This is a genomic window from Paenibacillus sp. 481 (assembly GCF_021223605.1).
GTDB lineage: Bacteria > Bacillota > Bacilli > Paenibacillales > Paenibacillaceae > Paenibacillus_B.
Genome location: NZ_CP075175.1, coordinates 1074068 through 1099017, shown reverse-complemented (window position 1 = coordinate 1099017; position 24950 = coordinate 1074068). Strand labels below are relative to the sequence as shown.

The following is a 24950-nucleotide window of genomic DNA, read 5'->3' as shown; positions in this document are numbered from 1 at the left end:
ATGGTTGAATGAGTGAGCTGAGTGAGCTGAGTAACTTTCACCGTTACACGTTTGGCTGTTCGCCGTCTTTGTCCCACTCTAAAATCATTTGCCGAGAGGAAGGCACGGAATGAAACGATGGATTGGACTAGGGCTTGTCCTAGTCATCATGTTCAGCAGCTTCCACGTTCCGCTGGCGCACGCTGAGGAGTCACCAACGCTGCCAAGTCAAGTGAGGGGAACAGAACCGTTCACCCTGTTTCCGCAAGATGTCGTCATTCGCGGACTAACACATCGCCAAGACTATTATTTTGACGTGAACTCGAATCGAGGCGTGTCCCCGCGTTCTTATGCGGAGCTGCAAGTGAGCCATTCCTCGACGCTGCTATCGCGTCGCTCTACGATGACCGTCATGCTCGATGACGTACCTTTAGAAACGCGGCGCTTAGATCCGTCTAATGCAAATCGGACGACGTGGCGCATCGATTTTGCAGGTGCTGCTGTAAAGTCTGGTTTTCACAAATTGTCTATCGTCACCCAGTTATCGTCAACCGATGATTGGTGTGTGGATGAGACGAATGTAGGAAACTGGGCCGTGCTACATAAGGAAAGTGTACTTGTTCTTGATTGGACGAAGCGGGAAGGGCCGACAGATCTGTCTTGGTATCCGAGTCCTTTTTTTGAAAAAGGCACCCTTAAACCGTGGAAGACGCTGTTTGTTCTGCCTGACAAGCCAAGTGAAACCGAACTGAAAACGCTTGTTGAACTGGCAGCGTTTTTTGGCAAGCAGCAGCCAGGTGGCAAGCTGGCATTTAATGCGGCGACAGCGTCTGAGCTAACGGATGAGCGTTTACAAGGGATCAACGTGATTATGATTGGTTCAAATAAAGGCTGGAAAATAAATGGGAAGCAGTTCTATGCGCAAACTGAAGTTGGTAGAACTAGTGGAGCTGGTGGAGCTATCCGGTTATACACGTCGCCTTGGGATGACAATAAGGTTGTACTAACCGTGCAGGGCACTGACGATGAGTTGAAAAAAGCTGCGCTTGCGTTGACGGAAGCCAAAGTGCATCGTCAGTTTGTGGGAACGAAGCAGGACATCAAGACGCTGGTATTGCCTGAACAAGCAGCAGCACAAAAAAGTAACGATAAACGCGCCGTATTGACGTTAGAGCAGTTAGGCTACAACGATATGACGGTCGAAGGCCCGCAGTCAGGAAGCGCGGTATTTACTTTTACCGTGCCACCTGCGCTGAACATCACGTCAGATGCGGTGTTGAAGTTACGCTACCGTCATTCGCAAGCGCTGAAGTTCTCGCAGTCTCTGATGATGGTCAAAGTAAATGGCAGTCCGGTTTCTAGCCGTTATTTGAGTGCGGAAACGAGTCAAGGCGCGACGTTGGAAGTGCCGATTCCGAACGGCCAGTTAGCTAATCGCATCATCAATGTGGAAGTCACGTTCCAATTTATTTCGACCAAAGAAGGTTGTACACAGCGTGTCCAGACGGGACAATGGGCTGTTGTCGATAAAGGATCGTCCCTTACGCTACCGGTAAGGCCTAATCAGTCGGTAGCTTTGGATTATTTACCGTATCCGTTCGTTAATAACGGATTGTGGCAGCCGACCGTTGTCTTGCTGCCTGACTCATTGAACGAGCGCACGCTTACGCTGCTCGCTACTTGGGGCGGTTCGATCGGCAAGCATGCACAAACGGCCATACATGATTGGCAGTACATCGCTGCAAGCAAAGCGAAAGACGATGCCATCAAAGATAAGCATATTGTGGCACTCGGCACAGGTGCGCAGCTGGCATCTGTGGAGCGGCTATGGAGCAAAGCGCCTATATGGCCTGGCCCAGCAGAGCTGCAAGTACGGGACCCGAATGCTGTTCCGTTGCTGCCGGACACGCGCGAAAAGGGCGCTATGGCGGCATTAGCGCGGTCTCCATTGAACGATGAGCGCTATGTGCTCGTGATGTCAGGCGCGCAAGAGGCCGCGCTCCAGCGTCTTACGCGCTGGCTGACAGAGCCTGCCGCTCCGAACGCGAAGACGCAGGGTCAAGCCATCGTGATCGACAGGCTCAATCGTGTGCACAACTTTGCGGCTGCTGAGCAAGCGCAGCAACCGCCTAGCGACGCAGCGAACTTGTTGCAGCCGCAAACGCAGCCGGTGTGGATGCGATTTGTCTGGATATGCGTATTTGCTGTGATATTAGTTGCGGTTGGGGTACTACTCTGGCGCAATCGGAAGCAGAAGCACGACAAATAAGGAAGGCTACTTTTTACAAGCATCCCCTCTAGTTAATGACTGCCAGCCAAGTCTGAACCGTGTGTCAGATGTGGAGCCGCTGTCTATGCTAGAGGGGATGTTATGTTGAAACGGCCATGTGTTATGATGAGAAGGGCATGATATGGTTACATCTTGGGGGGAGGCATGCACACATGCCAAATAGAGAAGCATCACACACAGGCCTAGCGGCTATGCAGTGGCTTTTTTTTATGTTCACCAACACACTCGTTATCCCGCTTAGTATCGGACAAGCGTTTCAGCTGTCGCCAGTTGAAGTGGCTCATATGATGCAGCGAGCCTTTGTCCTTACAGGAGCAGCTTGCTTGCTGCAGGGCTGGCTTGGACATCGGCTTGCCATTATGGAAGGACAGGCTGGCTTATGGTGGGGCGTTATTATTAGCCTATGCGCATCTGCGCCGTCCATGGGGATGACTTTACCTGAGCTGGGGGCTTCGCTAGCTGTTGGGATTACGCTGTCGGGCATAACGGTCATTGTACTCGGCATACTTGGTTACGGGTATGTGCTCCAACGTTTGTTCAACCCGTACGTTATGTTTGTGGTGACCACCTTGCTAGGTGCGCAGCTTGTCTTTATTTTTGCCAAAGGGATGCTTGGGTTAACGACGAGTGAGGTCATCGATCCAGCTCTTGCAAGCTTATCGTTAGTCATTGTTGCACTGACCATGTGGTTAAATATTCGCGGTCGTGGTTTTTTTCGCAATTTCTCTATTCTGATCGGGATCGCTGTAGGTTGGCTCATTTATGCATGTTTATTCCCTGCGCAGCCACCTGTACAGACCGCATCTAGCTTTGCTTGGAACCTTCTCGTATGGGGGAATCCGACAGTAGAGAACTTGCAAGCGGGCATTATTGTAATGACTTATATAACGGGGCTTATTTGCATGTCCAATACGATTGTTACTTTGAAAGCAGTCGCAGTCATTTACGAAAAAGAATCAACAACACGCCAGTATAATAGCTCTTTCATCGTTACAGGCGTGATGTATATCGTGAGTGCGTTGTTCAGTCTGGTGCCTTATGCGACATATTCTTCAACGATTGGCTTTTTGCAATCCACACGCATTATAGCGAGGCGCCCATTTATGTGGGGAGCAGGTGCCTTGATGCTGCTTGGCCTGTTTCCGCAAGCGGCACAATGGTTTTCGACGATGCCGCTCACGATTGGCAATGCGGTCTTATTTGTCGCCTACTTAAGTATGTTCGGTTCGGCCTTGCGCAATATCGAGGGCATTACCTTTAACTCCCGCTCGATTTATCGCATCGCGCTGCCTATGTTCGTAGGTTTAGCTTGGATGACGCTGCCGAACGAAGTGTGGGGGCAGTTTCCCGCACTTGTCCGTCCGTTGTTATCGAACGGCTTGCTGATGGGGATTATGCTAACCCTCATTTTGGAGCAGGTCGTTAATTGGGATCGAATTGAAAGTTTAGATCGTGCAGCAGGCTCGAACATGCCAAATAAATAGAAGTAAAAGAAGCGTCTTACCCATCTCATGAGTCCAATCACGAATTGAGGGGAGACGCTTCATATTTATAACATCCATCGCAGCTTCCTACTCTTTCTTAGCATGGATGAGTAGTTCCAGCTGACGAATCCGATGGCGGTCTTTACGCCGAATCGTAAACGTCATATCATCCAGCACATAAGGCTGCCCCGCTTTAAGCTCCGAATTTCGGCTGTACAGCCAGCCGCCAATCGTATCCACATTTTCGCTCTCAAATTGCAGTCCGGTTAATTCATTGACATGACCAAGCGGTGCTTTGCCATCGATTAAATAATGCCCTTCACTAAGTTCGATAATTTCCCGCGTCTCATCGTCGTCGTACTCGTCTCGAATTTCACCGACGATCTCCTCTAGGATATCTTCCATCGTAATTAGGCCCGAAGTTCCACCATACTCGTCCAGCAAAATAGCCATCTGCACATGCTCCTGCTGCATACGGCGTAACAGCGTCTTCACGGGCATGACCTCCGACACGGTCAAGGCAGGGCGAATAATTTTGCGAAAATTAAAATCAGGATTGTTATCGTATTCTAAAAAGATTTGCTTCGTATTCACAATACCGATCAAATGATCTTTGTTTTCCTCGGCAACCGGAAAGCGCGTATATTGTTCCCGCTTGATCGTCCGTAAGTTTTCATGAAACGATTTATTCGTAAAAAGACAGACCATATCGGTGCGCGGCACCATAATTTCGCGAGCAGACAGCTCATCAAAGGCAAATATTTTGCTGACGTAACCGAATTCGGTCTTATTGATTTTTCCACTTTCATAGCTTTCCGATAAAATAATGCGTATTTCTTCTTCCGAGTGCGCATTCTCATGCTCATGCACAGGCTTTAAGCCGAATAAGGAGATAATCCCATTCGCCGAGCCGTTCAATAGCCAAATAAACGGATATGCGACATTGTAGAACCAAATAATCGGCTTCGCGAACATGAGGCTGACTACTTCGGCCTTTTGGATCGCTAACGTCTTTGGCGCGAGCTCCCCCAATACAACGTGCAAAAAAGTAATCACGACAAAGGCGATTAAAAAAGACAGGATACCGTTAATACGCGCCGAGAAGCCAAACCAGCCAAACAACGGATGGAGCAGTGCTTCCACGGTCGGCTCACCGAGCCAACCTAGTCCGAGTGCTGTTATCGTAATGCCAAGCTGGCAGGCGGACAAGTAACCGTCCAAGTTCGAAGTTACCTTGTGTAACGCAATGGCGTTGTTTTTGCCTTCCATCACGAGTTGATCGACGCGGCTGGGGCGCATTTTGATAATGGCGAACTCCGTCGCGACGAAAAAGGCCGTTAACACGATGAGTACAGCGACGAGAAATAAGTTAAAAATCATGACCGTCAATCCTTTTGTTTCGTTTATTGGTTTTGTACCGCACGTTATTATTCGCTATTGGCGTTTGCAAAATACCGTTCAACCGTTAAAATTAATGGAAGTAATACGTTGGGGTGATAACAAATGTCAGAGTGGTATGAACGTAGTTTTGGAGAGGATTATTTGCTCGTCTACAAGCATCGTGACTTTCAAGGTGCTGCGCAAGAAGTGCATCGCATGATGGAGTGGTTGCAATTGCCTAAGGGCGCGCAAGTGCTTGATTTATGCTGCGGCATGGGGCGCCATTCGATGGCATTAGCAGATGCAGGCTATACGGTGACGGGGATGGATTTGTCGGAAGTGCTGCTTCAAGAAGCTGTTGCTTTTGATCAACATAACCAAGTGACGTTTATACGTGGGGATATGCGCAATTTGCCGATGGACGGGCCTTTTGATGCGGTCGTCAATTTATTTACCTCGTTTGGGTATTTCGTCGATGATGCGGATAACGCCCAAGTGTTCACAGAAATAGAGCGGGTATTGAAACCGGGTGGCCGTTATATCATTGATTTTTTAAATCCGAGTTATTTGCAAGCACATCTGGTTCCTCATTCGGAGCGTGTGGATGAAGGAACATCTATTCAAGAAGATCGTACGATTGAGGACGGATTTGTGAAAAAAAATATCGTGCTCACGGATCTGGCTACAGATGCAACACGACGCTACGAAGAGCGGGTCAAGCTGTATGAGTTAGCTGATTTTGACCGGATGTTGTCCGTAGCGGGACTTTGCGTAGACGCTATTTATGGTAGTTATGATGCCGATTCGTATAGTCGAGAGCGTTCTGCAAGACTGATTATTACGGGGCATAAGCGATAATCCGATTGGTGTAACCGCAATGATGTGAGGCAGAAGCGTGGAGGGATGATGAAGGAATGAGTGATCATATCGAACAACAGGAAGCGATGCCACCGATTACGACTTGGGACAGTGAGAATGGTGCCATTGTGCAGGTGCGTATTCCGCTGCCTTTCTCACTGCGGTGGGTGAATGCTTATTTGTTACAGGGTGAAGAAGGCTGGACGATCGTTGACCCTGGCTTGCGCACGCCCCAAGCGGAAGTAGCTTGGGAGGCAGTGCTGGGCCATTTCGGAATTGAAGCGGCTAACGCGTATCACATCGTGTTAACCCATTACCATCCGGATCATCTCGGAATGGCGGGGTTGCTGCAACAGCAGCTCGATGTCCCAGTGCTGCTGTCGGAGACTGGGTGGCGCCATGCGCAAATGCTGTGGGGCGAGGAGCAGTCAATGACCGAGCGAATGGTTTCGTTCATGCGGCTGCACGGCGTCCCCGCGGCCGAACAAGAACAGTTGCGCGAGCATATGGACAGCTTTATCCCGCTCGTATCACCGCTGCCAGACGTTACATACTTCACGGATGGACAGGTGTTGACGTTCGGCGGCCGAACTTGGCGCGCGATCGAAACGGCTGGTCATGCGCCAGGACATATGAGCCTGTTCGATGAGCAGCACGGTACTTTGCTGGCAGGGGACCATGTACTGCCGCAAATATCGCCTAACGTTAGCTTGTTGCCTAACAGTGATCCAGCACCGCTGCACTCATTTTTGCAAGGGTTACATCAGTTGCTTGCATTGGACATTCGCCTCGCCTTGCCTGGGCATCGGCATCCGTTTACGCATGTGCGTGCCCGCATTGAGGAACTGGTGCGTCACCATGAAGAGAGGTTGGACGAGTTGGAACAATTGCTCGCCACGCCACGCACAGGTTATGAACTATGTGCCCAACTGTTCGGAACGGTGGGCAAGCTTAGCGTTCATCAATTTCGCTTCGCGATGGGTGAAGCGATTGCGCATGTTGCCGAGCTGGAGCGTCGTGGCAGAGCGGTAAGGATTGAAGAGGTTGGAGCTGAACACGAAACTCCTAGCTTGAGCTGGCGTGCAGCTGTACAAGTGTAGTAACAGCGTACAGCACGAAGACAGTCCCGTGGTATAAGTGAATAGCGAGCTTACTCCGTTTGCTCGCTGTTGCTTGTTACCGACGGGGCTTTTTTTTGTACCATTTTGAAAAACCGTCATTTATATATACAATGGTTAAATAAGGGGTTCATCGCCGTAATTAGCATCTGAAGTTGCACCTAAATAGGCAAAGTGTGATAAGGAAGGACGTAATAATAATGAAGACTCACATACTAATCGTGGATGATGAAACGGAAATTGTACAGTTGATTGCCTTGTACTTACGCAATGAAGGGTACACCATTCATACCGCTTTCAATGGATTAGAGGCGTTAGATATGATGAAGCGCGAGCAGCTCCATTTGATGATCTTAGACATTATGATGCCCCATGTAGACGGGATAGAAGTGTGTAAACAAGTAAGGCAATTTAGCAATATCCCTATTTTGATGTTAAGTGCAAAAGCAGAGGATATGGATAAAATAATGGGATTAATGACAGGTGCAGATGACTACATGATCAAACCTTTTAATCCGTTGGAACTCGTTGCGCGTGTCAAAGCGCTGCTTCGAAGATCCTCTTTACAACATGCGGCCAATCAAGCAGGCACAGACAATAATATTCAGATCAAATCACTGACGATTAATAAAGAAAATCATACGGTTAACGTTGAAAATAAGTTGATCAAATTAACACCGATTGAGTTCGACATTTTGTATTTACTCGCCTCGCATCCGGGCAGGGTGTACAGTTCAGAAGATATTTTCGAGCTTGTGTGGAAGGATACACCTTTTGATTCCAACAAAACGGTCATGGTTCACATTAGTAACATCAGAGAGAAGTTAGAAGTCGCATTAGAAGGGGAGAAAATCATTCATACGGTATGGGGAGTGGGATACAAAATTGAAAAATAGTGCTTTCCTCATCATTCGGGCCATTCCGCTTTGGAAAATGAGTATATATGTCTTATTATCCATATGTTTATCGGTAGTGACGATGTATATGCTTAACTTAGTTTATTGGGGACTAGATGTCACTTCGATTACGTTTCATACGATGCGTCAGGAATTTGCGCAAGCTTATGGGCCAAGGCATGTAGATCGCCTTTTTAATATGCTTTATGATGTTTTTCTTGTTGTTTTTTTTGGTGTATTTATCGTGCTCTTTTATTTTTATGAAAAAAAACAAGCGCTCAAGTCGTATTTCCATCACATATTGAACGAAACTCGCTTTATTGGAAATATGAATTTCGAGCATGAAATTAAGGTTATGCCGAATTGTGAATTAGGGGATTTAGCTAAAGAAATTAATTATATCGTGAAGCAATTGAAAGCCTCACTTGAGGAAGAACGGCGGATCGAGCAGACCAAAAAAGATTTGATTACGAATGTTTCACATGATCTACGCACGCCGTTAACGTCAATTGTCGGCTACTTAGGCCTCATTCAACAAGATCATTACAGAGATGAAGTCGAATTACGTTATAATATCGAAATTGTATACGATAAAGTGCTAAGGCTCAATCATTTAATGAATGATTTGTTTGAATATACTCGTTTTCAAAATAAAGGGACCCCGCTGCATCAAACCCCAATCAATATGACGGAGATGTTGGATCAATTAGTCGTACAATTTCGGGTTGATATCCAGCAGGTCAATATGGAATTTCGTCAAGTAATTTCATCCAAAAAGCTGATGGTTCTTGCGGATGGGGACAAGTTAGTCAGGGTGTTTGAGAACTTAATTGTGAATGCGATGAAATACGGGAGCGCGGGGCGATTTCTTGATATTGCGGCGCGTGAAGAACAGGGCATCGTTGTCATAGACATCACCAATTATGGGAGAAGCATTCCGGCTACGGATTTGCCGTACATATTTGAACGTTTTTATCGGGTGGACAAAGCCCGCTCCACCCATTCAGGAGGTTCTGGACTTGGGTTAGCCATTGCCAAAAGTATTGTGGAACTGCATCAGGGCACGATCGAAGTGTGCAGTGATTTGGAGAAGACGAAATTCACCGTAAAATTAAAGTCTTTTCACATAGAAGACGATTCTCCTGCGTCTTCATAAAGAAGCTTAACCTGTCGGGAAGGGAATGTAATGTCTCACTGTCATTTTCAATGGCTGTTGAGACACTCCCTTCTTTTTTTGCGCAATCCCATCTATATGTACATCTTTATAAATTCTTTATTTTTTCTTTCCTCTTCATTAAAATGTTTATTTTACACTAACTCTACACCTAAAAACGGAGGGTTAGCCATGAACATGGTAAAGAAGCCAAAGTACCTCTTCATCGTAATTCCACTAAGCATGCTGTTATTTTATTACGTATTTTTTGAGAAGGATCCTTATATTGATGCCAAGGCTGCTATTTTAATAGATGCACATTCAGGGGAAGTTGTTTATAGCAAAAATGAAAACGTCGCCCTTGCCCCGGCGAGTATGTCTAAAATGATGACGATGTATATCGTATTAGAGCAAATTCAAAACGGTCAGTTACAATGGGATGAGCTCGTGACGATTAGCGAACATGCAATGCATTTGGATGGGGTGAGCATAAATATCGAAGTGGACGAGCAACTAACGGTTAAAGACTTATTTCATGCGATAGTCTTATCATCCGCTAATAATGCTGCGGTAGCTTTAGCAGAACACATTTCAAATAGTGAATACCAATTTACGCAACTAATGAATATCAAAGCGAAGCAATTACAATTGTCTGAGCAGACTCGATTTGTAAATGCAACAGGGCTGCCTAATGAACAAGCTGAAGAATCAACGATGACGGCTTTAGATGTAGCCAAGTTGGCGCAGCATTTGATAAAAAGTTATCCGGATATCGTGGACGTAACGAGGCTTACTTCTTATCATCTAGCTGATCGTGGGGTAACTTTAACAACGACTAATAAAATGCTTTTTTCCGCTAACCGGAAATCGTTCTTTCAAGGGGTTGATGGCTTGAAAACGGGATTTACCAATGAAGCCGGCTACTGTTTTGCAGGAACAGCCAAGCAATATGGTAAAAGATTGATCTCTGTTGTCATGGGCACCAGTGAGGATGCCAAGCGTTTTACAGAAACGAAGAAGCTATTTTCCTACGGATTTGATAAACCGAATATTCCTTTTTTTTAACGATTACGGAGTAGTGTCAAATGAGCAACTTACAACCTACATACAACCTACGTACAACTAGAATTGCACATTTGCACTACCCCGATACTGATTACTAATGAAATGATTCCTTACGCTGTTTACACTTGTGCTTGAGCCTACGCTTCCGAATCCGCTTTCGCTTTCAATTGCGCCATCTCCGCTTCACGTTCTGCTTGCTTGCGGTGGGCAATCCGGCTGCTCGCCGCAGCTGCGATCGCGCCTACGATATCGTCCAAGAACGTATGAATGTGACCGTCGCTCTTATCGTTTAGTTGCTCCAACACACCATACTTCATCTTGTCTACATAGCCAAAGTTCGTAAATCCAATGCTGCCGTATACGTTCACGATGGACAATGCCAGCACCTCGTCCACCCCGTACAGCCCTTCATCATTTTCCACCATTTCTTGCAGCGCTGGAATTAACTTGCCTTCCTCTGCCAAAATATCGAGTTGAATGCCCGTTAAGATCGCATTTTGCACCTCGCGCTTACGCAATACTTGCTCAATATTATACATACAATATTCGATCGTCAGCTCTGGGAAATACTTTTGCTGCAAAAACATGACTAGCTCCGCGATTTGTTCCAATTTAATGCCGCGTTTGCGCAGCCATTCCATCGTAGCCGCTTCAACTTTGTCACTATCCAAACTGTATGGAGCTTTTACTGGCACATTGCGCTCCGCTTCGTTAAGAGCATCGTTCGCTTGTTCATTTTGATGGTTCGGAGTTGTCACGGATTTCACCTCGTCTGTTTGTTCAAATCAATAATGCTACATGTATTAGGGTAATTGTACCAAAGTTTTCGGACTTGTGAAAACGTAACCTCTTTCTGCCACATCTTGCTGCATCATGTCGTTTGTTCGATCTGCCAAAATCCCTATTACGTTTTCCAGTTGGTGCAGAACCATGCATCAACCTAGCATCTACCTATCTAAGTCAATTCCTAACTTAAAATTGGAGCATATCGTCATGTTTGGGACAGCCCTTTCGTATATATAGGACAAACAAGTCACAAAAAGCCTTTGGGAGGGTGTGAAAATGATGCAAGTTCAAATGATACGCCGAGGAGCTTTAGTATTTTGTGTAACGGTACCATTACTCATAACTGCGTGTGGTGGAGGGGAAAGTGCGCTGATTGACACGCCTCCGGCTGAACTGGAAGCGCAAATGCTGGCCGCAGCAGATGGACAATCTAAGGCTACGGCCGCAACGATGAATACGGGCTCTGATGAGCATGCGCAAAAACCGAATATGACAGTATATGTAAAAGACCGGAACGGCTATTTAGCCCCGATTTCCTATCATTGGGATCAAGCGGAACCTAAAGCGCTAGCGACAGCAGCGCTGGAAATGCTCGTGAAAGGCGGTGTGCATCAGCAGAAACTGCCCGCTGGATTTACGGCACCTTTGCCTGAAGGAACACGAGTCCTGAATGTGAAGCTGGAACCGAAGCAGAAGTTGGCTATTGTCGAGTTCTCCAAATCTTTTGCCGATTACGAACCCAAGCAAGAGCGCGAGCTGCTGGAGTCGATTACATGGACGCTAACCTCATTGCCAGACGTGGAGCGAGTTCAATTATGGTTGGATTCCAAAAAATTAAACGAAATGCCTGTCGACGGTACACCGCTCGATATTCCGCTCAGTCGGAGCTATGGCATTAACGTGGAAAAAGGCGATAGTGTCAACTATTTACACTCGATGCCCGTGACGTTGTACTTTTCAGCGATGACGCAAGAAGGTAAGGGCTATTACGTGCCAGTCACCCGCCTAATCGAGCCGAGCCAAGATCCTGTTACGGCGACGATCCAGCAAATTATTGCGGGCCCATTAGACAAGCAGGCCTTAGCAATGGTCGCTACGCAGGAGACAAAAATAAATAGCATCGAACGAAAAGAGGACGTCATCACGGTCGATCTGGCGGATTCTATGTTTGAAAAAGGCGAGCGGGTTCCTTCGGAGCTGCTTCATGCCGTAGTATTATCCTTAACCGAACAAGCGGGAGTCGGCAAAGTACAAATACGAATTAATGGCGTTGCGGATATTCGTGGTACAGACGAGAAAGACTATTCCCAGCCAGTATCACGCCCTGTTGTTAACCCTATGTGGAAAGGATAACGACAAAATATCGTTAGATTAGGATGATTTTCGCCTTCGTCTTTGATAAAATAGGGAATGTTACTTAACGGACGACAGAGGAATTGTAGGAGGCACTTGAATGAGAAGCAACGGACGAACGGCGGAACAGACCCGCCCGATTTCAATTCGGACGAACACGAATAAATATGCGGAGGGCTCGGTCACGATTGAAGTAGGTGATACGAAAGTAATTTGCACCGCGTCGATTGAGGAAAGAGTACCCCCGTTTATGAAGGGGCAAGGAAAAGGCTGGATTACTGCGGAATACGCTATGCTTCCGCGTGCAACGCAAGTGCGCAACCATCGTGAAGCAGCTCGTGGCAAGCTCACGGGGCGGACGATGGAAATTCAGCGTCTCATTGGACGCGCACTTCGCTCAGTTGTCGATTTGCAAGCACTCGGCGAGCGTACGATTACGCTAGATTGCGACGTTATTCAAGCAGACGGCGGCACGCGCACAACATCCATTACAGGAGCGTTTGTGGCGATGGCGATCGCGATCAACAAGGTCGCGGAGCAGCACAAATTAGCGAAATTCCCGATCACAGATTTTCTTGCATCGGTGAGCGTTGGCATCATTCAAGGACAGACGCTATTGGATTTGAATTACGAAGAGGATTCAACGGCTAAGGTTGATATGAATGTCGTGATGACAGGCGCTGGTAAGTTTGTCGAGGTGCAAGGAACAGGCGAAGAAAGCCCGTTTTCGCGTGAGGAATTGAACGCGTTGCTTGCATCAGCAGAACAAGGCATTCAGAGCATCATTGAGCTGCAAAAAGAGGCCTTAGGACCGATTGTCGCTAAAATTGAAGCGCAAGCATCGGCGATTGCGAAAGCTGAAGCTGCTCAAACATCTGGGGGAGCGTAATAGCCGTGTCGATTGCGAGTGATACCATTATTATTGCAACTGGCAATAAAGGAAAGCTTAAAGAGTTTGAGCTGGCATTCGCCGCGCTCGGCAAACGTGTATTAAGCATGAAGGATTACCCCAACATTCCAGACGTTGTGGAAGATGGGGCTACGTTCTACGATAACGCCTTGAAGAAGGCGCGCACCGTTGCCCAAGTGTTGCAACTGCCTGTATTGGCAGACGATTCGGGGCTGTGCGTGGACCGCTTAAACGGAGCGCCAGGCGTCTATTCTGCGCGTTACGCAGGCGAGCACGGCAATGACGCGGCCAACAACGCCAAGCTTGTGGCAACGCTACAGCAGTTGCCAGCGTGGGACGGCGCAGCGCAGTTGTCGGCGCGAGCTGACCTTGGTGCGCCGTTAAGCGCAGCACAGTTTGTATGTTCTCTCGTGCTCTACGACCCGGCGACAGACCGGATTCATGCAGCAGAGGGTACAGCAGACGGGGCTATTATCGAACATGCACATGGGGAATATGGCTTTGGCTATGATCCGTATTTTTATGTACCCGACTATGATCTCACGATGGCGGAGCTTCCTCCTGAGAAGAAGCAGCTTATTAGCCACCGTGGTGCGGCATTACGCAAGTTAATCGCGCAATTGCAGCAAGCTTAACTTGTGGTACATAGCGGGGATATTGCTGGTTGGCGGCATAGTTTGTGATTCCGTCCATACAATTTTATATAGCCCTATCAGTGAATATTCAACTAGGACATCTACACAACAATTATTGTGCAGATGTCCTTTTTTATGCTGCACAACCTTGCTCCTCCTTCCTTTTTTTGCGTAGGAACGGCAATAAATCTTAATTTCTGATAGGTTTACTATGAATTTGTGCTTCCCAATGGTAAAAAATTGATCTAAAATAGGTACAATTCAACAGAGGAGGCTAGGATGAAATGAGTGAAGCGCCAAGAGCTTTTGGACTGGAAACGTTAGCCGTACATGCAGGGCAAGAGGTAGACCCGACGACGTTATCGCGAGCGGTACCGCTATATCAGACGACATCGTACAATTTTAGGGACACGGAGCACGCTGCGAATTTGTTCTCATTAAAAGAGTTTGGTAACATTTATACCCGTCTAATGAATCCGACGACAGATGTGTTTGAAAAACGCGTCGCTGCACTTGAAGGCGGAGCGGGTGCGCTTGCGACAGCTTCCGGGCAAGCGGCGATCACGTATGCGATACTAAATATCGCTGAAGCCGGGGATGAAATCGTGTCTGCCTCGACTTTGTACGGAGGGACATATAACTTATTCGCCAATACGCTGCCGAAGCTTGGCATCAAGGTGCATTTTGTAGATGGCAGCGATCCAGAGAACTTCCGCAAAGCGATTACAAGTAAGACGAAAGCGGTATACGCCGAAGCGATTGGAAACCCGAAAGGGGACGTGCTAGACATTGAAGCAGTAGCTAACATTGCCCATGAGCACGGGGTGCCGTTCATTGTGGATAACACGTTTCCAAGCCCGTATTTGCTGCGTCCGATTGAGTTCGGAGCGGACATTGTCGTCCATTCCGCAACGAAGTTTATCGGGGGGCACGGCACTTCAATCGGTGGCGTTATTGTCGATAGCGGGAAGTTCGACTGGAGCGCGAGTGACAAGTTCCCAGGCTTGACGACGCCTGACCCGAGTTATCATGGTCTTGTGTACACCCAAGCCGTTGGCCCAATCGCCTACATCATTAAAGCGCGTGTGCAATTGCTGCGTGATTTAGGAGCTACCCTGTCTCCATTTAACGCCTTCTTACTGCTGCAAGGATTAGAAACGCTCCATCTTCGACTTGAACGTCATAGCGAGAACGCGCTTAAAGTCGCGCAATTTCTTGAGGCTCATGAAGCTGTGCTTTCAGTTAGCTACAGCGGGCTGCCGAGTCATCCATCCTACGAACTCGCACAAAAATATTTACCAAAAGGTCAAGGTGCTATTCTCACCTTTGAAATTAACGGCGGTGTCGAAGCGGGCCGCAACGTGATCAGTCATGTCAAGTTGTTCTCCCACTTAGCGAACGTCGGTGATTCCAAATCGCTTATTATTCATCCAGCTAGTACGACTCATCAACAACTCAACGAAGCTGAACAGTTGACTGCTGGCGTAACCCCAGGACTTATCCGGTTATCGATTGGTACCGAATCGATTGACGATATTTTGTACGATTTAGACCAAGCGATTCGTGCGAGTCAGCCAGCTTCTGTGCAAAAGTAATACAGTCTGAGCAACACAAAGACACACCGACGGTGATCGTTCCTCATTGCGAACGATACAATGGCGGTGTGTCTTCTTGTGCATTCATGTGTATTCATGAGGCTGTAAGGTGAGTATGCTGACCAAGCTCTGACTATACCCCTGATCCTATCCTTGACTCTATCGCTAATTCTATCCCTAATTCTGTCGCTAACCCTATTTCTAACCCTTCCATTACCACGATACTTGAATGCGGTAATGGCGCAGCCAATAATCCACTTGCAGCAAATAGGCAAATAGCTGCGGGCCTGACATGAGCTGCCCGAACCATGGCAAATGCGAGCTTGCTTCAGATGAAGCCGCTATTTCGCGAATACGCGCAGCATTGACAAACTGATGCAATGGCGACGTGGAATCATCCAGTCGTTCTAAAGCTAATTTGCGCACCGTATTCAAATAGTTCGGATTGTGTGTCTTCGGATAAGGGCTCTTTTTCCGGTACAATACGTCCTCGGGCAACAGCCCTTCCAACGCTTTGCGCAGCAATCCTTTTTCGCGATTACCGTGCGTTTTAATGCTCCACGGAACGTTAAATACATATTCGACGAGTCTGTGATCCGTATAGGGAACCCGAACTTCAAGCCCGACACCCATACTCATCCGATCTTTCCGGTCAAGCAGTGTCGGCATAAAGCGGGTAATATTTAAGTAAGACATAATACGCATTCGTTCTGCTGGCGTATCTTCGCCAGCTAGACGCGGTACCTCTGCCACCGCATCGGCATACCTGTCGTTTACATATTCCTCTGCCCGAATCGCAGCAGCAACTTCAGGCTTTAATAAGCCCGCTCGTAGTGAGGTTGCCAGCGCCCACGGAAAGGTGTTCGCATTTAGCGCTTCCTCACGGTGGAACCAAGGGTAACCACCGAACACTTCATCTGCGGCTTCGCCCGACAAAGCGACAGTTGCCCCTTTTTTAATCTCGTGACAGAACAGCAGCAACGAACTATCCACATCGGTCATACCCGGTAAGTCACGAACTTGCACAGCTCGTTCCAACGCATGAACGAGATCCGGAGTATCAACCTGAATCCAATGATGCTCAGTACGAAGCTCATCAACCATCCGGCGTATCCAAGGCTCATCCGCATTTGGCTGGAAGGCATGCGATGTAAAATGTTTATCGTTATCGATATAATCGACCGAATACGTATGCAGTTGACCTAGCCCTTTACGCTCATAATGGCGTACCGTCAGCGCTGTCAGGGCGCTGGAATCCAACCCGCCCGATAGCAGCGTACATACAGGAACATCCGAAATAAGCTGCCGTTCGACCGTATCTTCTAGCAAATGGCGCACATGCTCGGCTGTCGCTTCCACATCGGCCTCGTGCGCATAGCTCTGAAGCTTCCAATAAACAGACGTTTTCACGCCGTCTCGGTTGTAGCGTAGCGTATGACCTGGCTTTAGCTCAGCCAACGACTCGTATATGCCTTGGCCTGGCGTGCGAGCCGGACTGACCATCCAAATTTCTGCTACACCTTCTGGCCCAATGGTAGGCGTAACATCAGGATGCGCGAGCAGCGCCTTCGGTTCAGAGCTGAAGGAGAACCAGCCGTCTCCTTTGGCATAAAAGAGTGGTTTCACGCCAAGTCGATCGCGTGCCATAAACAACTGCTGCTCCTGCTCATTCCATATCGCACACGCAAAAATGCCGTTCAGCTTTTCAACAAAAGCTTCTCGCCATTCGATATAGGCTACAAGCAGCACCTCTGTATCACACTTCGTTACAAAGTGGTGACCTCTGCTCTCTAATTCACGCCGCAGCTCTAACAAATTGTACAGTTCTCCGTTATACACGATCGCAAACGTGCCGCCTTCAGTATGGCGAATCATCGGTTGAGCACCATTTTCAGGGTCAATGACCGCCAGACGACGGTGTCCCAGTGCGCAAGGACCTGCGATCCAAGTCCCTTTTGCATCAGGCCCGCGGGACGTTAACGTCTCGGTCATTTGTTCTAAAATGCCAGAGTATTGGGTTAAATCCCGCTGCCAATCGATCCACCCTGTTATTCCACACATCGTTGTTCATCCTCTCGCATAAATCCGCATCATTCCACATCATTTCTTTTTTTTCGTATATAAGGCCGGACAACCGAGCATCGGCTTACCAGCAAAAAACGAGATAATAACAAAGGTATGCGAAAATCAGCATAAGATGTATGTCCAGAGGGGGAACCTAATAAAAAAGGAAGGGGGACGCGTTATGAGCGAAGACAAACAGCGCTATTACGTCTCCGTCAGCGGTCGTTCCGTGATTGCTGATGCGACAGCCACCTCTTATGAATTTATTGTTGAAGCTACCGATGCAGAGCGTGATCAACTCATCGAGCTGATGAATGAATCCGCAGATGCGGAGGAAGATGGATTTGTAGACAACATTATGTTCGTCACCAACGAATCCAATGAGTCGATTAACAACCCTTATAAGCAATCACTGTCTCACGTGTACCAGTACATTTACGGGATCGGTACACCGGAAACGAAGCAATTTTTGCAAAAGGAGATTGTCCATGTACGAAATTCGTGAAGTGAAATACCGCCGTCCGGTAGAGATCGATGGTCAACTATGTGCAGAGATCGGAATATTGCCTGAAAGCAAGCAGGAGACGCCGCTGCTCGTCTATGTGACACCTGTGCGCAGTGGTGGCTATCATATTGTCAAAGTTCTTAGAAATGATGCCAATTACTCGACAGATTGGTATGACAATAATATGCATAACGCCTTTGAAGAAGTTGCGAACGAATCATTTGTGCAAGATGACCCGTGTGCGGGTTGGAATACGAGAGCGCATTTTCTAGACAATATATTAGGTGATGAGCAAGTGCGCAAGCAGTTGGATTGGCTGTTTGATTTAGAAGGGAGGTGAAGAACATGTCGGACAAGTTTAAAAAGAACAAAGGTAACAAGTATGCGCACAACAATGAGTTCGCCCAAGAAGTTCTTATGAAAAATGTAAAGCATGCAGCTCAGAAAAGCCCTTGGACAGATGAAAAAAGTGGAAATATGCATGGGAAATAAATCAAGCTGATCTATTGCGCAATAGTTGTATAAGTGACATAATGAAGACGGCTGAGCGACACGAATGTGTCCTCAGCCTATTTTGCGATCATGAGGGGGAAGCGAAATGATTATGGTCAGTTCATGTCTTGCTGGTATTCCTTGCCGTTATAACGGCACGCATCGTTTGTCGGAGCAGGTCGCACGTCTTGTGGAGGAAGGCGCCGCTGTCGTCGTCTGTCCCGAATTGCTTGGTGGTCTGGAGACACCGCGCGAGCCCGCCGAAATTGTAGGCGGGTCGGGAGCTGACGTGTTGGCAGGTACAGCGTACATTAAGACGCGCACAGGTGAAGATGTGACCGACATGTATGTCGCTGGCGCTTATCGTACGCTGGAGCGGGCCAGACAAGTGCAAGCCGACACGGTCGTATTAAAGGAGCATAGTCCTTCTTGCGGGAGTGCATTCATTTATGACGGCACATTTTCGGGTACGACTTTGCTAGGAGAAGGTGTAACGGCTGTATTACTTCGTCAGGCAGGTTTCCACGTGCAATCCGAACATGAATTTATGGATTGGCTCGCCCAACAGCATAGCGGATCGCACTAAAATACGTTACCCTCGCGCAGTACGCGAATACCCATCACAACATTCCATATCACTAAGCCAATGCTAATAAAGAAGAACAACAACCCTAGACCGAAGCTTATCGTAACGGAACCACTAAGTAGCGAAATGATGAATACGAGTATAAAAGCAAACGGCAAGACATGAGACACCAAGGCCTTCCAAGCATGGTGCTTGGTGTAAGAGTCATTGGTGACTAGGGCGATAACTAACGGGATAAGTACACCACCAAAAAAGATGCTAAAATAGCTTAAAGCTGCTAATAAATATCTCGGTTCCATAACGGAATCACTCCTTTTTTATTAGGTTATCCCTAAATAAATAGTTGTATGTTAGAATGATAAGATTCATCATTTTTTTTGGTTTAATTTACTAATCATTAATGGCTTCAACTACTTAGGAGGGCATCATGAGGAATGACCGATTTTTTAAAAAAGTTGTAAAAATGGTGTGCACGGGTTTATTGATTTGGAACATTACACTTCCAATCCCTGTATTTGCGAGTGAACAGCAAAGCAAGGAACAACAGGAACAACAGGAACAACAGCAACATCTCAACATGATTATGGAGTGGTGGAATTATCTCCTTGATGAGCAGCAGCGCAATTTTTTCAAACGTGCTACACCAGAAGAAGCATACCGCTTTGTAATTAGTGAGTACCATGTGAGTGGTATTTCCGCCCAAGAGGTTGCAGGAAAGTCGATCGAAGAAATAAATAAACGTATTAATGATAAATATACGCGCTATTTTACAAAAGAACAGTTTAAGCAATTTTATGTGGATGCCATTTTAAATAACAAAATACTAGCACTAGGCATTAGTCCGTATGAAAATAAGGCCGGTGTGTATATCAAGGGATTGTTGGCTGGAGGCCCTGCGGCAAAATCGAGCTTGCAAGTGAATGATTACATCGTGTCTATTAATGGCAAGCCGTTGAAAACGTTAAATGACGATGCTATGGCGGAGTTCGTTACAGGAAAAGAGGGGCAATCTGCTAAGCTGATTGTGAAGCGTGGAGAGGAACAGTTGCATGTTACAGTCCCTTATACAGAAGTTGTGCATCCAACGGTAACGGGTTCGACGATTGGGGAGAGCATTGGTTATATTCAAGTAACGGGCTTTGGCCAAGATACGGATGAACAGTTTAAACAAGCGCTGGAAACAGGGAAGCAGCAAAAATGGAAAGCGCTTGTACTGGATGTTCGTCAAAATTTAGGTGGAGTTGTGGATTCTGCGCATCAAATGGCTTCGCAAATGATGGAGCAGGGAACGTTGATGTATACGAAAGATCGGACGGGGAAATTGACGCCGACGGAAATTAAAGACGGCAGCAAGCTCGATATGCCGATTGTGATGCTTGTCGACGAGTATTCCGCGAGTGCCTCGGAAATTTTGGGTGGCGCCCTTCAGGATAATAAGACGGCTACATTGGTAGGGGTCAAGACGTTTGGCAAAGGTGTGATGCAATCTTACGTTGCGTTTCCTAAGGCGGACGGTATGAGTGTTACGATTTTAGAGTATTTGACTCCGAACAAACATAAAGTGAACGAAGTCGGTCTAACACCGGACATTGTTGAGCAAGATTGGCTTGCACAAATCATTCGTGGGCTGCGAGTTGTAGGTGAACAGCGATTTGATATGGTGCAAGATGCGCAGTCATTGACGCTGAATGGCAAGCGCTTTGGCGATGCAGAGCGATTGAAATGGATCGTCGAAGCGAACGGAGTATACGTGAACGCGCATACGTTAGGTGCGCTTGTCGGGGCTGAAGTAACATGGAATAGTGACAAAAGCCAGCTCGTATTCACGACCGACAACCGTCGTTACGTCTTTCCGCACGAGAATGGTGCGGTAAAGACCCAAGGTGAACTTCAGTATTTAAAGGTAAATGAGCTGGACAAGTATTTCCCGCAGCTCGAATGGAAGCTTGAGGGCGAGCAGCTTCGTCTGTCTTTTAAGGCAAGCTAAGCTTAGCCAATCCTAACTTAGTCTTATCTAGCGCCACTTCATGCAATCTAATATAACTTAACTTAACTTAATCTAATGTAGTCTTATGTAACCTAATATAACTAAGCTTAATCTAATGTAAACTAATGTAACCTAATGTAAATCAATCTAACCTAGGTCAGCCTAGCCATCTAACGCAAGTAGCTGCTGTACCATAAGTGGTGCTAAGCCAAAGAGAGGCAGTTGACTAGCACGTAACTCGTGCAACTTACATAACTTGCGTAAATTATGTGAATTACACCAATTGCGTAAGTGTAACCTTGCAAAAAAGAAGGTCGATTTTCGGTTCGGATTGGTTCCCGAGCTCGAAATCGACCTTCTTCGTTGCTTGAAGAATAGACGGGCAGGCTGTTTAGCACCTGCGCATATCGCCTTTAACACACTTACGCTAAATGCTGCTCCGCATAGAACGCCATCGCATCGCGCAAGAAGTTCGCCAAACCCGGTACCACAGCCTCTATTTTTCGCTGAAAATCATCATGCTCCGCATACATTTGCCCAAGGCCCGTGTACACTTCTGCCGTCGGAACATAAAAATTCGTCAGCCACTTAAAATGACGCTCCGTAATCTGCTGCACTCGTTCACCCGTAAACTCCTCGCCAGCCTGCATCGCTTGCGCCATTTCCGCGAGTAGCAATTCCCACTCGTGATTTAAGACATTAAACTTTTGGCCGTCCCAACCTTTTACTTTTTCGTTCGTAGCATCGATCGATTTTTGCGTGTCCGGGCCGTATCGTTCCACCAATTCACGTTCGTACGCTTTTTGTTTTTGCTTATCAAAGCCTTCATATAATTGCTCTATCTTATGATTAGACATCTTTGTTTCTCCCTTCAAATGTTCCATCGTATAATCAATGGTCTCCATCAGCTTGTTCAACCGCTCCGTTTTCATCTCAAGCAACTTGCGCTGCTCGGACAGCGCCTCCAACTGGTTAAACGTACTACTGTCCAATATTTTCTTTATATCGACTAAAGAAAATTCCAACTCCCGAAAGAACAAGATTTGCTGCAAACGAATGAGCTGATACTGTTCATAATAGCGATAGCCATTGTCCCCGCAGTAAGCGGGCTTTAATAGGTCGATTTCATCATAATGATGCAGCGTACGCACACTGACGCTGGACAGGCGGGACACATCTTTTACGGTATAACTCATGCTGATTACCTCCTGAACATAACGATAAACGATCACGTAACGTGAGAGTCAAACCTATTTTTTGCGATAAGGGTTTCTGTGGGCTTGGGTCAGATCGCACTTAGCGTGACAATACGAACGAGCTGACCAGTCGACGCGGTTCTCTTTTTTTAAGTATACTAGCGTTAAATGTACAGCGTGTTCTGCACGGTTGCCGTAAAAATTAACTAAAAAGATCATTTAAATCACACAACAGGTTCAATAGCTGGTCGTCCATTATCTGTACAATAAAGAGGACGGACCTTTTCATCAATAAAGGAGAAATTTATGTGCTTATCCACTTTACGAAGCAGATAGCCTTGAGGAACCAATTCTTCAATTGAAACAAATTCAAAGGACTGTTGTTTCACACGATTGGAACGCAGCATATTTAGAATACATTACTGAATTGATTTATTTCCTTATGATATACAATATTAACGCGTTGCCGTATGAAAATAGTAGAATGTAAAAATAGCTGTTGAGAAAGCAAAGTTAGTTCTTAACGGTTGCCGTAGTGGCTATATCGCCAGATTCGCCTCGTTTTGATTTCTAACGGTTATAGGTGAGCGTATTTCTCGAATTTCATTTCAAATCCAGCTCTTTTCATCGAAATAAGCGCCCTCATAATCGTTACATGTTGAATGGGTTCATTTTCGCTGAAATAACAACTGTGGCAACCGTTAGGAGTGCAGCCGCTGTGAATCAGCTGACCACCAACGGTTAGGGCACAAGCGAGCAACTGACTACGAACCGATAAGTACGAAGCTACTTGCCGTTATCTCAATAAAGAGAACCCTTCGTCCTAACAAACAGAGGTTTCTCGACAAGCTGAGAGAGCCCCAGAGCTCTCTTTTCTTGATATATTGAGATTCGATGTCATACACCGTGATTCTTCTACTTTTTGTTCTGGTTGCTGGACGTTGTTAGTCGTGTTTTTCTTCTTGACCACATCCCGTAAATTGGATGAAATAGGGTGGGCTATATGACGTTAATGTTATGGAACTTTTATGTACATGTATTGTGTAAAACGTGTGTAAAATAATTCTGATTTCTATCGTTTCCTATTGTGATCTTTTCATGAGAGGAGAGAACAAAAAAAGCCCCAAAACCCTGTTGTATCAGCGGTTTAGAGGCTATAGTCATTTGTTTAAATATTAATTAATGGAAAAAAATGGCGTCCCAGGAGGGATTCGAACCCCCGACCGACGGCTTAGAAGGCCGTTGCTCTATCCTGCTGAGCTACTGGGACAAATAATGAATAGTTCGTTCATATAGTCGAATAATGAACATATGAAACAGACACAGGAAATATCATAACATAGCGATTCAAGGTGTGCAACACTTTTTTGAAAAAACGAGTTAGCGATACATAATTTTTCACAAGTCGATGCAGGTAACCTGGTCAGTTGAGTCAAATGTCGGTCAAGTGGAATCGGAATTTGATTGTGCTATAATGCAGAAAGATGGATATTGCTTCATTAATTGAAGCGTAAACGGACAGACTGCTTGCGGTTGCTTCATTACGGCTTATTTAGAAAGAAGGTGACCCTTATTACGGATTCCAAACGGATAAACACGACACGGAGTAATGTTGTCTTATTTCCGAAGACGCATGATTACTATCAAATTGAATTAACGCGTATGTTGGAGACGGAGCGGTATGGTGAAGCGATTAGTTTGCTTCGATTTTTGCTGCAGTGCGGGGGGGAGCTGGAACAACACCGTGCTGAATGGCAAGCTTTGCTGGATTGGTTGGAGAAAGCTTTTCCTTACTCCGCGAATGATGACGCTGTCTACGACGGGTATGAGGACGAAGGCGAGCTGGATGGGAACTGTGAAGCGATCGATGCAGAAGATGAGGAAGAAGCGGAGCACGAGCTTGTACGACAGCGACTGCAAGCGAAAATCGAAGCCGACGATCAATATTTGTCGCGCTTGCTGAATGGTTTGCGCGAGGGACCGTTGGACGACCGTAAGCTGCTTATGTTGGAGCAGTTGGTGCACGCTGAAGATGCGCAATTGAACGGTGAGATGAAGCACATGCTTGAAACCGAATTGCTGCATCCTATTTTACAATTTGGAATATTACAAACCCTAAAACGCAGAGACATGACAGGTCGTGTCACTTTTAAAAAAGGTAATGATTCGATTACCGTTCATATTGAAGATACACCCTTAAACGCAGCTTCGTTTCCAACGTGTGCTTACGCGCCGGCGGAACAAGTACACAAACATGCTGCGGTTTCAGAACCTTCATTAGCCTACTTTGCGCAGGAGTTATGGCAGCAATTTTTAAAAGCGATTTATGGTAGCCCGCTCTATGAGCAACTTTGCCAAGCAGACGAGGGACATAATCGGGTCTGGGCTGCTGCCCTACACCGGATCGTTGCGGGCTTGCTGCACCTCAGTCTTGCAGAGTCAGATGTGAAAAATGATTATCATATTAATGGCGATTTAATTGCGGAATATGAGCGTGCGCTGCGTTTATTGTCACGTTCGCTAAGCGGTGGGGAAGAGGCCCTTTAATAGTGGTATTTAAAAAGGGAATGTCGTTAAATGTCACCTCCTTGAAAAAGAGGACATTGTCGGATATAATG

Annotated in this window: 22 protein-coding genes, 1 tRNA gene and 1 pseudogene; 17 read left to right on the top strand and 7 right to left on the bottom strand. The window is 46.6% G+C overall.

Annotated elements, in window-relative coordinates:
* Window positions 1-109: 109 nt before the first annotated feature.
* Both KIK04_RS04640 and KIK04_RS04635 read left to right on the top strand, forming a co-directional pair.
* On the top strand, window positions 110-2248 hold the full coding sequence (locus KIK04_RS04640; protein WP_232277145.1) for a cellulose biosynthesis cyclic di-GMP-binding regulatory protein BcsB: 2139 nt from the start codon (window positions 110-112) through the stop codon (window positions 2246-2248).
* Between the two features lie 173 nt (window positions 2249-2421).
* The gene (locus KIK04_RS04635) at window positions 2422-3753 is read left to right on the top strand and encodes a uracil/xanthine transporter (protein WP_232277144.1); all 1332 of its coding nucleotides are present in this window, start codon (window positions 2422-2424) and stop codon (window positions 3751-3753) included.
* Window positions 3754-3840: 87 nt separating this feature from the next.
* Here the strand turns inward: KIK04_RS04635 and KIK04_RS04630 are convergent, their stop codons facing one another.
* The gene (locus KIK04_RS04630; protein WP_232277143.1) at window positions 3841-5133 is read right to left on the bottom strand and encodes a hemolysin family protein; all 1293 of its coding nucleotides are present in this window, start codon (window positions 5131-5133) and stop codon (window positions 3841-3843) included.
* A gap of 123 nt (window positions 5134-5256) precedes the next feature.
* Between KIK04_RS04630 and KIK04_RS04625 the strand changes: the two genes are divergently transcribed.
* From KIK04_RS04625 to KIK04_RS04605, 5 genes are all read left to right on the top strand, one after another.
* On the top strand, window positions 5257-5991 hold the full coding sequence (locus tag KIK04_RS04625) for a class I SAM-dependent methyltransferase (RefSeq protein WP_232277142.1): 735 nt from the start codon (window positions 5257-5259) through the stop codon (window positions 5989-5991).
* Window positions 5992-6047: 56 nt separating this feature from the next.
* The gene (locus tag KIK04_RS04620) at window positions 6048-7091 is read left to right on the top strand and encodes an MBL fold metallo-hydrolase (RefSeq protein WP_232277141.1); all 1044 of its coding nucleotides are present in this window, start codon (window positions 6048-6050) and stop codon (window positions 7089-7091) included.
* A gap of 218 nt (window positions 7092-7309) precedes the next feature.
* Window positions 7310-8005 (top strand): response regulator transcription factor, encoded by a 696-nt coding sequence (locus KIK04_RS04615; protein WP_232277140.1) that lies wholly within the window; start codon window positions 7310-7312, stop codon window positions 8003-8005.
* Window positions 7995-9161, top strand: a complete 1167-nt coding sequence (locus KIK04_RS04610) for a sensor histidine kinase (RefSeq protein ID WP_232277139.1) — start codon at window positions 7995-7997, stop codon at window positions 9159-9161. The genes KIK04_RS04615 and KIK04_RS04610 overlap by 11 nt, the downstream gene beginning before the upstream one ends.
* A gap of 189 nt (window positions 9162-9350) precedes the next feature.
* Entirely contained in the window at window positions 9351-10223 is an 873-nt protein-coding gene (locus KIK04_RS04605) for a D-alanyl-D-alanine carboxypeptidase family protein (protein WP_232277138.1), read from the top strand.
* Between the two features lie 137 nt (window positions 10224-10360).
* On the opposite strand, the gene KIK04_RS04600 is transcribed toward KIK04_RS04605, so the two are convergent.
* Window positions 10361-10864, bottom strand: coding sequence for a phosphatidylglycerophosphatase A family protein (locus KIK04_RS04600; protein ID WP_232278593.1), 504 nt, complete (start codon window positions 10862-10864; stop codon window positions 10361-10363).
* A 421-nt stretch (window positions 10865-11285) separates the two neighbouring features.
* Here KIK04_RS04600 and KIK04_RS04595 point away from each other — a divergent pair, with 421 nt between their 5' ends.
* The 4 genes from KIK04_RS04595 (at window position 11286) to KIK04_RS04580 (ending at window position 15502) form a co-directional block, all read left to right on the top strand.
* A complete protein-coding gene (locus KIK04_RS04595) occupies window positions 11286-12362 on the top strand; it encodes a GerMN domain-containing protein (protein ID WP_232277137.1) in 1077 nt (358 codons plus the stop codon).
* A gap of 100 nt (window positions 12363-12462) precedes the next feature.
* Window positions 12463-13251, top strand: coding sequence for a ribonuclease PH (gene rph, locus KIK04_RS04590; protein WP_232277136.1), 789 nt, complete (start codon window positions 12463-12465; stop codon window positions 13249-13251).
* Between the two features lie 5 nt (window positions 13252-13256).
* Complete coding sequence (gene rdgB, locus KIK04_RS04585; RefSeq protein ID WP_232277135.1) at window positions 13257-13907, top strand: RdgB/HAM1 family non-canonical purine NTP pyrophosphatase; 651 nt, start codon at window positions 13257-13259, stop codon at window positions 13905-13907.
* A 284-nt stretch (window positions 13908-14191) separates the two neighbouring features.
* Window positions 14192-15502 carry a homocysteine synthase gene (locus KIK04_RS04580; RefSeq protein WP_232277134.1) on the top strand — a complete coding sequence of 437 codons (1311 nt, stop codon included), beginning with the start codon at window positions 14192-14194 and terminating at the stop codon, window positions 15500-15502.
* Window positions 15503-15715: 213 nt separating this feature from the next.
* Here the strand turns inward: KIK04_RS04580 and asnB are convergent, their stop codons facing one another.
* Entirely contained in the window at window positions 15716-17563 is a 1848-nt protein-coding gene (gene asnB, locus KIK04_RS04575; protein ID WP_232277133.1) for an asparagine synthase (glutamine-hydrolyzing), read from the bottom strand.
* Window positions 17564-17747: 184 nt separating this feature from the next.
* Here asnB and KIK04_RS04570 point away from each other — a divergent pair, with 184 nt between their 5' ends.
* The 4 genes from KIK04_RS04570 to KIK04_RS04555 all read left to right on the top strand — a co-directional run bounded on the left by KIK04_RS04570 (window position 17748) and on the right by KIK04_RS04555 (window position 19149).
* Complete coding sequence (locus tag KIK04_RS04570; RefSeq protein WP_232277132.1) at window positions 17748-18071, top strand: helix-hairpin-helix domain-containing protein; 324 nt, start codon at window positions 17748-17750, stop codon at window positions 18069-18071.
* Window positions 18055-18411, top strand: coding sequence for a carboxypeptidase (locus tag KIK04_RS04565; RefSeq protein WP_232277131.1), 357 nt, complete (start codon window positions 18055-18057; stop codon window positions 18409-18411). Before KIK04_RS04570 ends, KIK04_RS04565 begins: the two co-directional genes overlap by 17 nt.
* A gap of 5 nt (window positions 18412-18416) precedes the next feature.
* A complete protein-coding gene (locus tag KIK04_RS04560) occupies window positions 18417-18563 on the top strand; it encodes a hypothetical protein (RefSeq protein ID WP_232277130.1) in 147 nt (48 codons plus the stop codon).
* A 106-nt stretch (window positions 18564-18669) separates the two neighbouring features.
* A complete protein-coding gene (locus KIK04_RS04555; protein ID WP_232277129.1) occupies window positions 18670-19149 on the top strand; it encodes a 2-thiouracil desulfurase family protein in 480 nt (159 codons plus the stop codon).
* Here KIK04_RS04555 and KIK04_RS04550 read toward each other — a convergent pair.
* Window positions 19146-19448 (bottom strand): magnetosome magnetite crystal formation protein family, encoded by a 303-nt coding sequence (locus tag KIK04_RS04550; RefSeq protein WP_232277128.1) that lies wholly within the window; start codon window positions 19446-19448, stop codon window positions 19146-19148. The genes KIK04_RS04555 and KIK04_RS04550 overlap by 4 nt on opposite strands.
* A gap of 128 nt (window positions 19449-19576) precedes the next feature.
* On the opposite strand from KIK04_RS04550, the gene KIK04_RS04545 reads away from it, so the two are divergent.
* On the top strand, window positions 19577-21136 hold the full coding sequence (locus tag KIK04_RS04545) for a S41 family peptidase (protein ID WP_232277127.1): 1560 nt from the start codon (window positions 19577-19579) through the stop codon (window positions 21134-21136).
* Window positions 21137-21558: 422 nt separating this feature from the next.
* Here the strand turns inward: KIK04_RS04545 and KIK04_RS04540 are convergent, their stop codons facing one another.
* The 3 genes and pseudogenes from KIK04_RS04540 to KIK04_RS04535 form a co-directional block, all read right to left on the bottom strand.
* Complete coding sequence (locus KIK04_RS04540) at window positions 21559-22332, bottom strand: MerR family transcriptional regulator (protein WP_232277126.1); 774 nt, start codon at window positions 22330-22332, stop codon at window positions 21559-21561.
* Window positions 22333-22559: 227 nt separating this feature from the next.
* Window positions 22560-22739 (bottom strand): annotated as a pseudogene (locus KIK04_RS24380) (IS5/IS1182 family transposase); the annotation flags it as partial.
* 786 nt (window positions 22740-23525) lie between these two features.
* Window positions 23526-23602: transfer RNA gene (locus KIK04_RS04535), tRNA-Arg, on the bottom strand.
* Window positions 23603-23835: 233 nt separating this feature from the next.
* Here KIK04_RS04535 and KIK04_RS04530 point away from each other — a divergent pair.
* The gene (locus KIK04_RS04530) at window positions 23836-24879 is read left to right on the top strand and encodes a hypothetical protein (protein WP_232277125.1); all 1044 of its coding nucleotides are present in this window, start codon (window positions 23836-23838) and stop codon (window positions 24877-24879) included.
* The last annotated feature ends 71 nt before the right edge of the window (window positions 24880-24950 follow it).

What these genes read in the sequence shown, in the direction of transcription:
- KIK04_RS04545 (WP_232277127.1), top strand. Translation starts at nt 19,577, where the DNA reads ATGAGGAATGACCGATTTTTTAAAAAAGTTGTAAAAATGGTGTGCACG.
- asnB (WP_232277133.1), bottom strand. Translation starts at nt 17,563, where the DNA reads ATGTGTGGAATAACAGGGTGGATCGATTGGCAGCGGGATTTAACCCAA.
- KIK04_RS04625 (WP_232277142.1), top strand. Translation starts at nt 5,257, where the DNA reads ATGTCAGAGTGGTATGAACGTAGTTTTGGAGAGGATTATTTGCTCGTC.
- KIK04_RS04560 (WP_232277130.1), top strand. Translation starts at nt 18,417, where the DNA reads ATGTCGGACAAGTTTAAAAAGAACAAAGGTAACAAGTATGCGCACAAC.
- KIK04_RS04630 (WP_232277143.1), bottom strand. Translation starts at nt 5,133, where the DNA reads ATGATTTTTAACTTATTTCTCGTCGCTGTACTCATCGTGTTAACGGCC.
- KIK04_RS04605 (WP_232277138.1), top strand. Translation starts at nt 9,351, where the DNA reads ATGAACATGGTAAAGAAGCCAAAGTACCTCTTCATCGTAATTCCACTA.
- KIK04_RS04615 (WP_232277140.1), top strand. Translation starts at nt 7,310, where the DNA reads ATGAAGACTCACATACTAATCGTGGATGATGAAACGGAAATTGTACAG.
- KIK04_RS04555 (WP_232277129.1), top strand. Translation starts at nt 18,670, where the DNA reads ATGATTATGGTCAGTTCATGTCTTGCTGGTATTCCTTGCCGTTATAAC.
- KIK04_RS04580 (WP_232277134.1), top strand. Translation starts at nt 14,192, where the DNA reads ATGAGTGAAGCGCCAAGAGCTTTTGGACTGGAAACGTTAGCCGTACAT.
- KIK04_RS04565 (WP_232277131.1), top strand. Translation starts at nt 18,055, where the DNA reads ATGTACGAAATTCGTGAAGTGAAATACCGCCGTCCGGTAGAGATCGAT.
- KIK04_RS04550 (WP_232277128.1), bottom strand. Translation starts at nt 19,448, where the DNA reads ATGGAACCGAGATATTTATTAGCAGCTTTAAGCTATTTTAGCATCTTT.
- KIK04_RS04600 (WP_232278593.1), bottom strand. Translation starts at nt 10,864, where the DNA reads ATGGAATGGCTGCGCAAACGCGGCATTAAATTGGAACAAATCGCGGAG.
- KIK04_RS04570 (WP_232277132.1), top strand. Translation starts at nt 17,748, where the DNA reads ATGAGCGAAGACAAACAGCGCTATTACGTCTCCGTCAGCGGTCGTTCC.
- KIK04_RS04640 (WP_232277145.1), top strand. Translation starts at nt 110, where the DNA reads ATGAAACGATGGATTGGACTAGGGCTTGTCCTAGTCATCATGTTCAGC.
- KIK04_RS04595 (WP_232277137.1), top strand. Translation starts at nt 11,286, where the DNA reads ATGATGCAAGTTCAAATGATACGCCGAGGAGCTTTAGTATTTTGTGTA.
- KIK04_RS04620 (WP_232277141.1), top strand. Translation starts at nt 6,048, where the DNA reads ATGAGTGATCATATCGAACAACAGGAAGCGATGCCACCGATTACGACT.
- rph (WP_232277136.1), top strand. Translation starts at nt 12,463, where the DNA reads ATGAGAAGCAACGGACGAACGGCGGAACAGACCCGCCCGATTTCAATT.
- KIK04_RS04635 (WP_232277144.1), top strand. Translation starts at nt 2,422, where the DNA reads ATGCCAAATAGAGAAGCATCACACACAGGCCTAGCGGCTATGCAGTGG.
- KIK04_RS04540 (WP_232277126.1), bottom strand. Translation starts at nt 22,332, where the DNA reads ATGAGTTATACCGTAAAAGATGTGTCCCGCCTGTCCAGCGTCAGTGTG.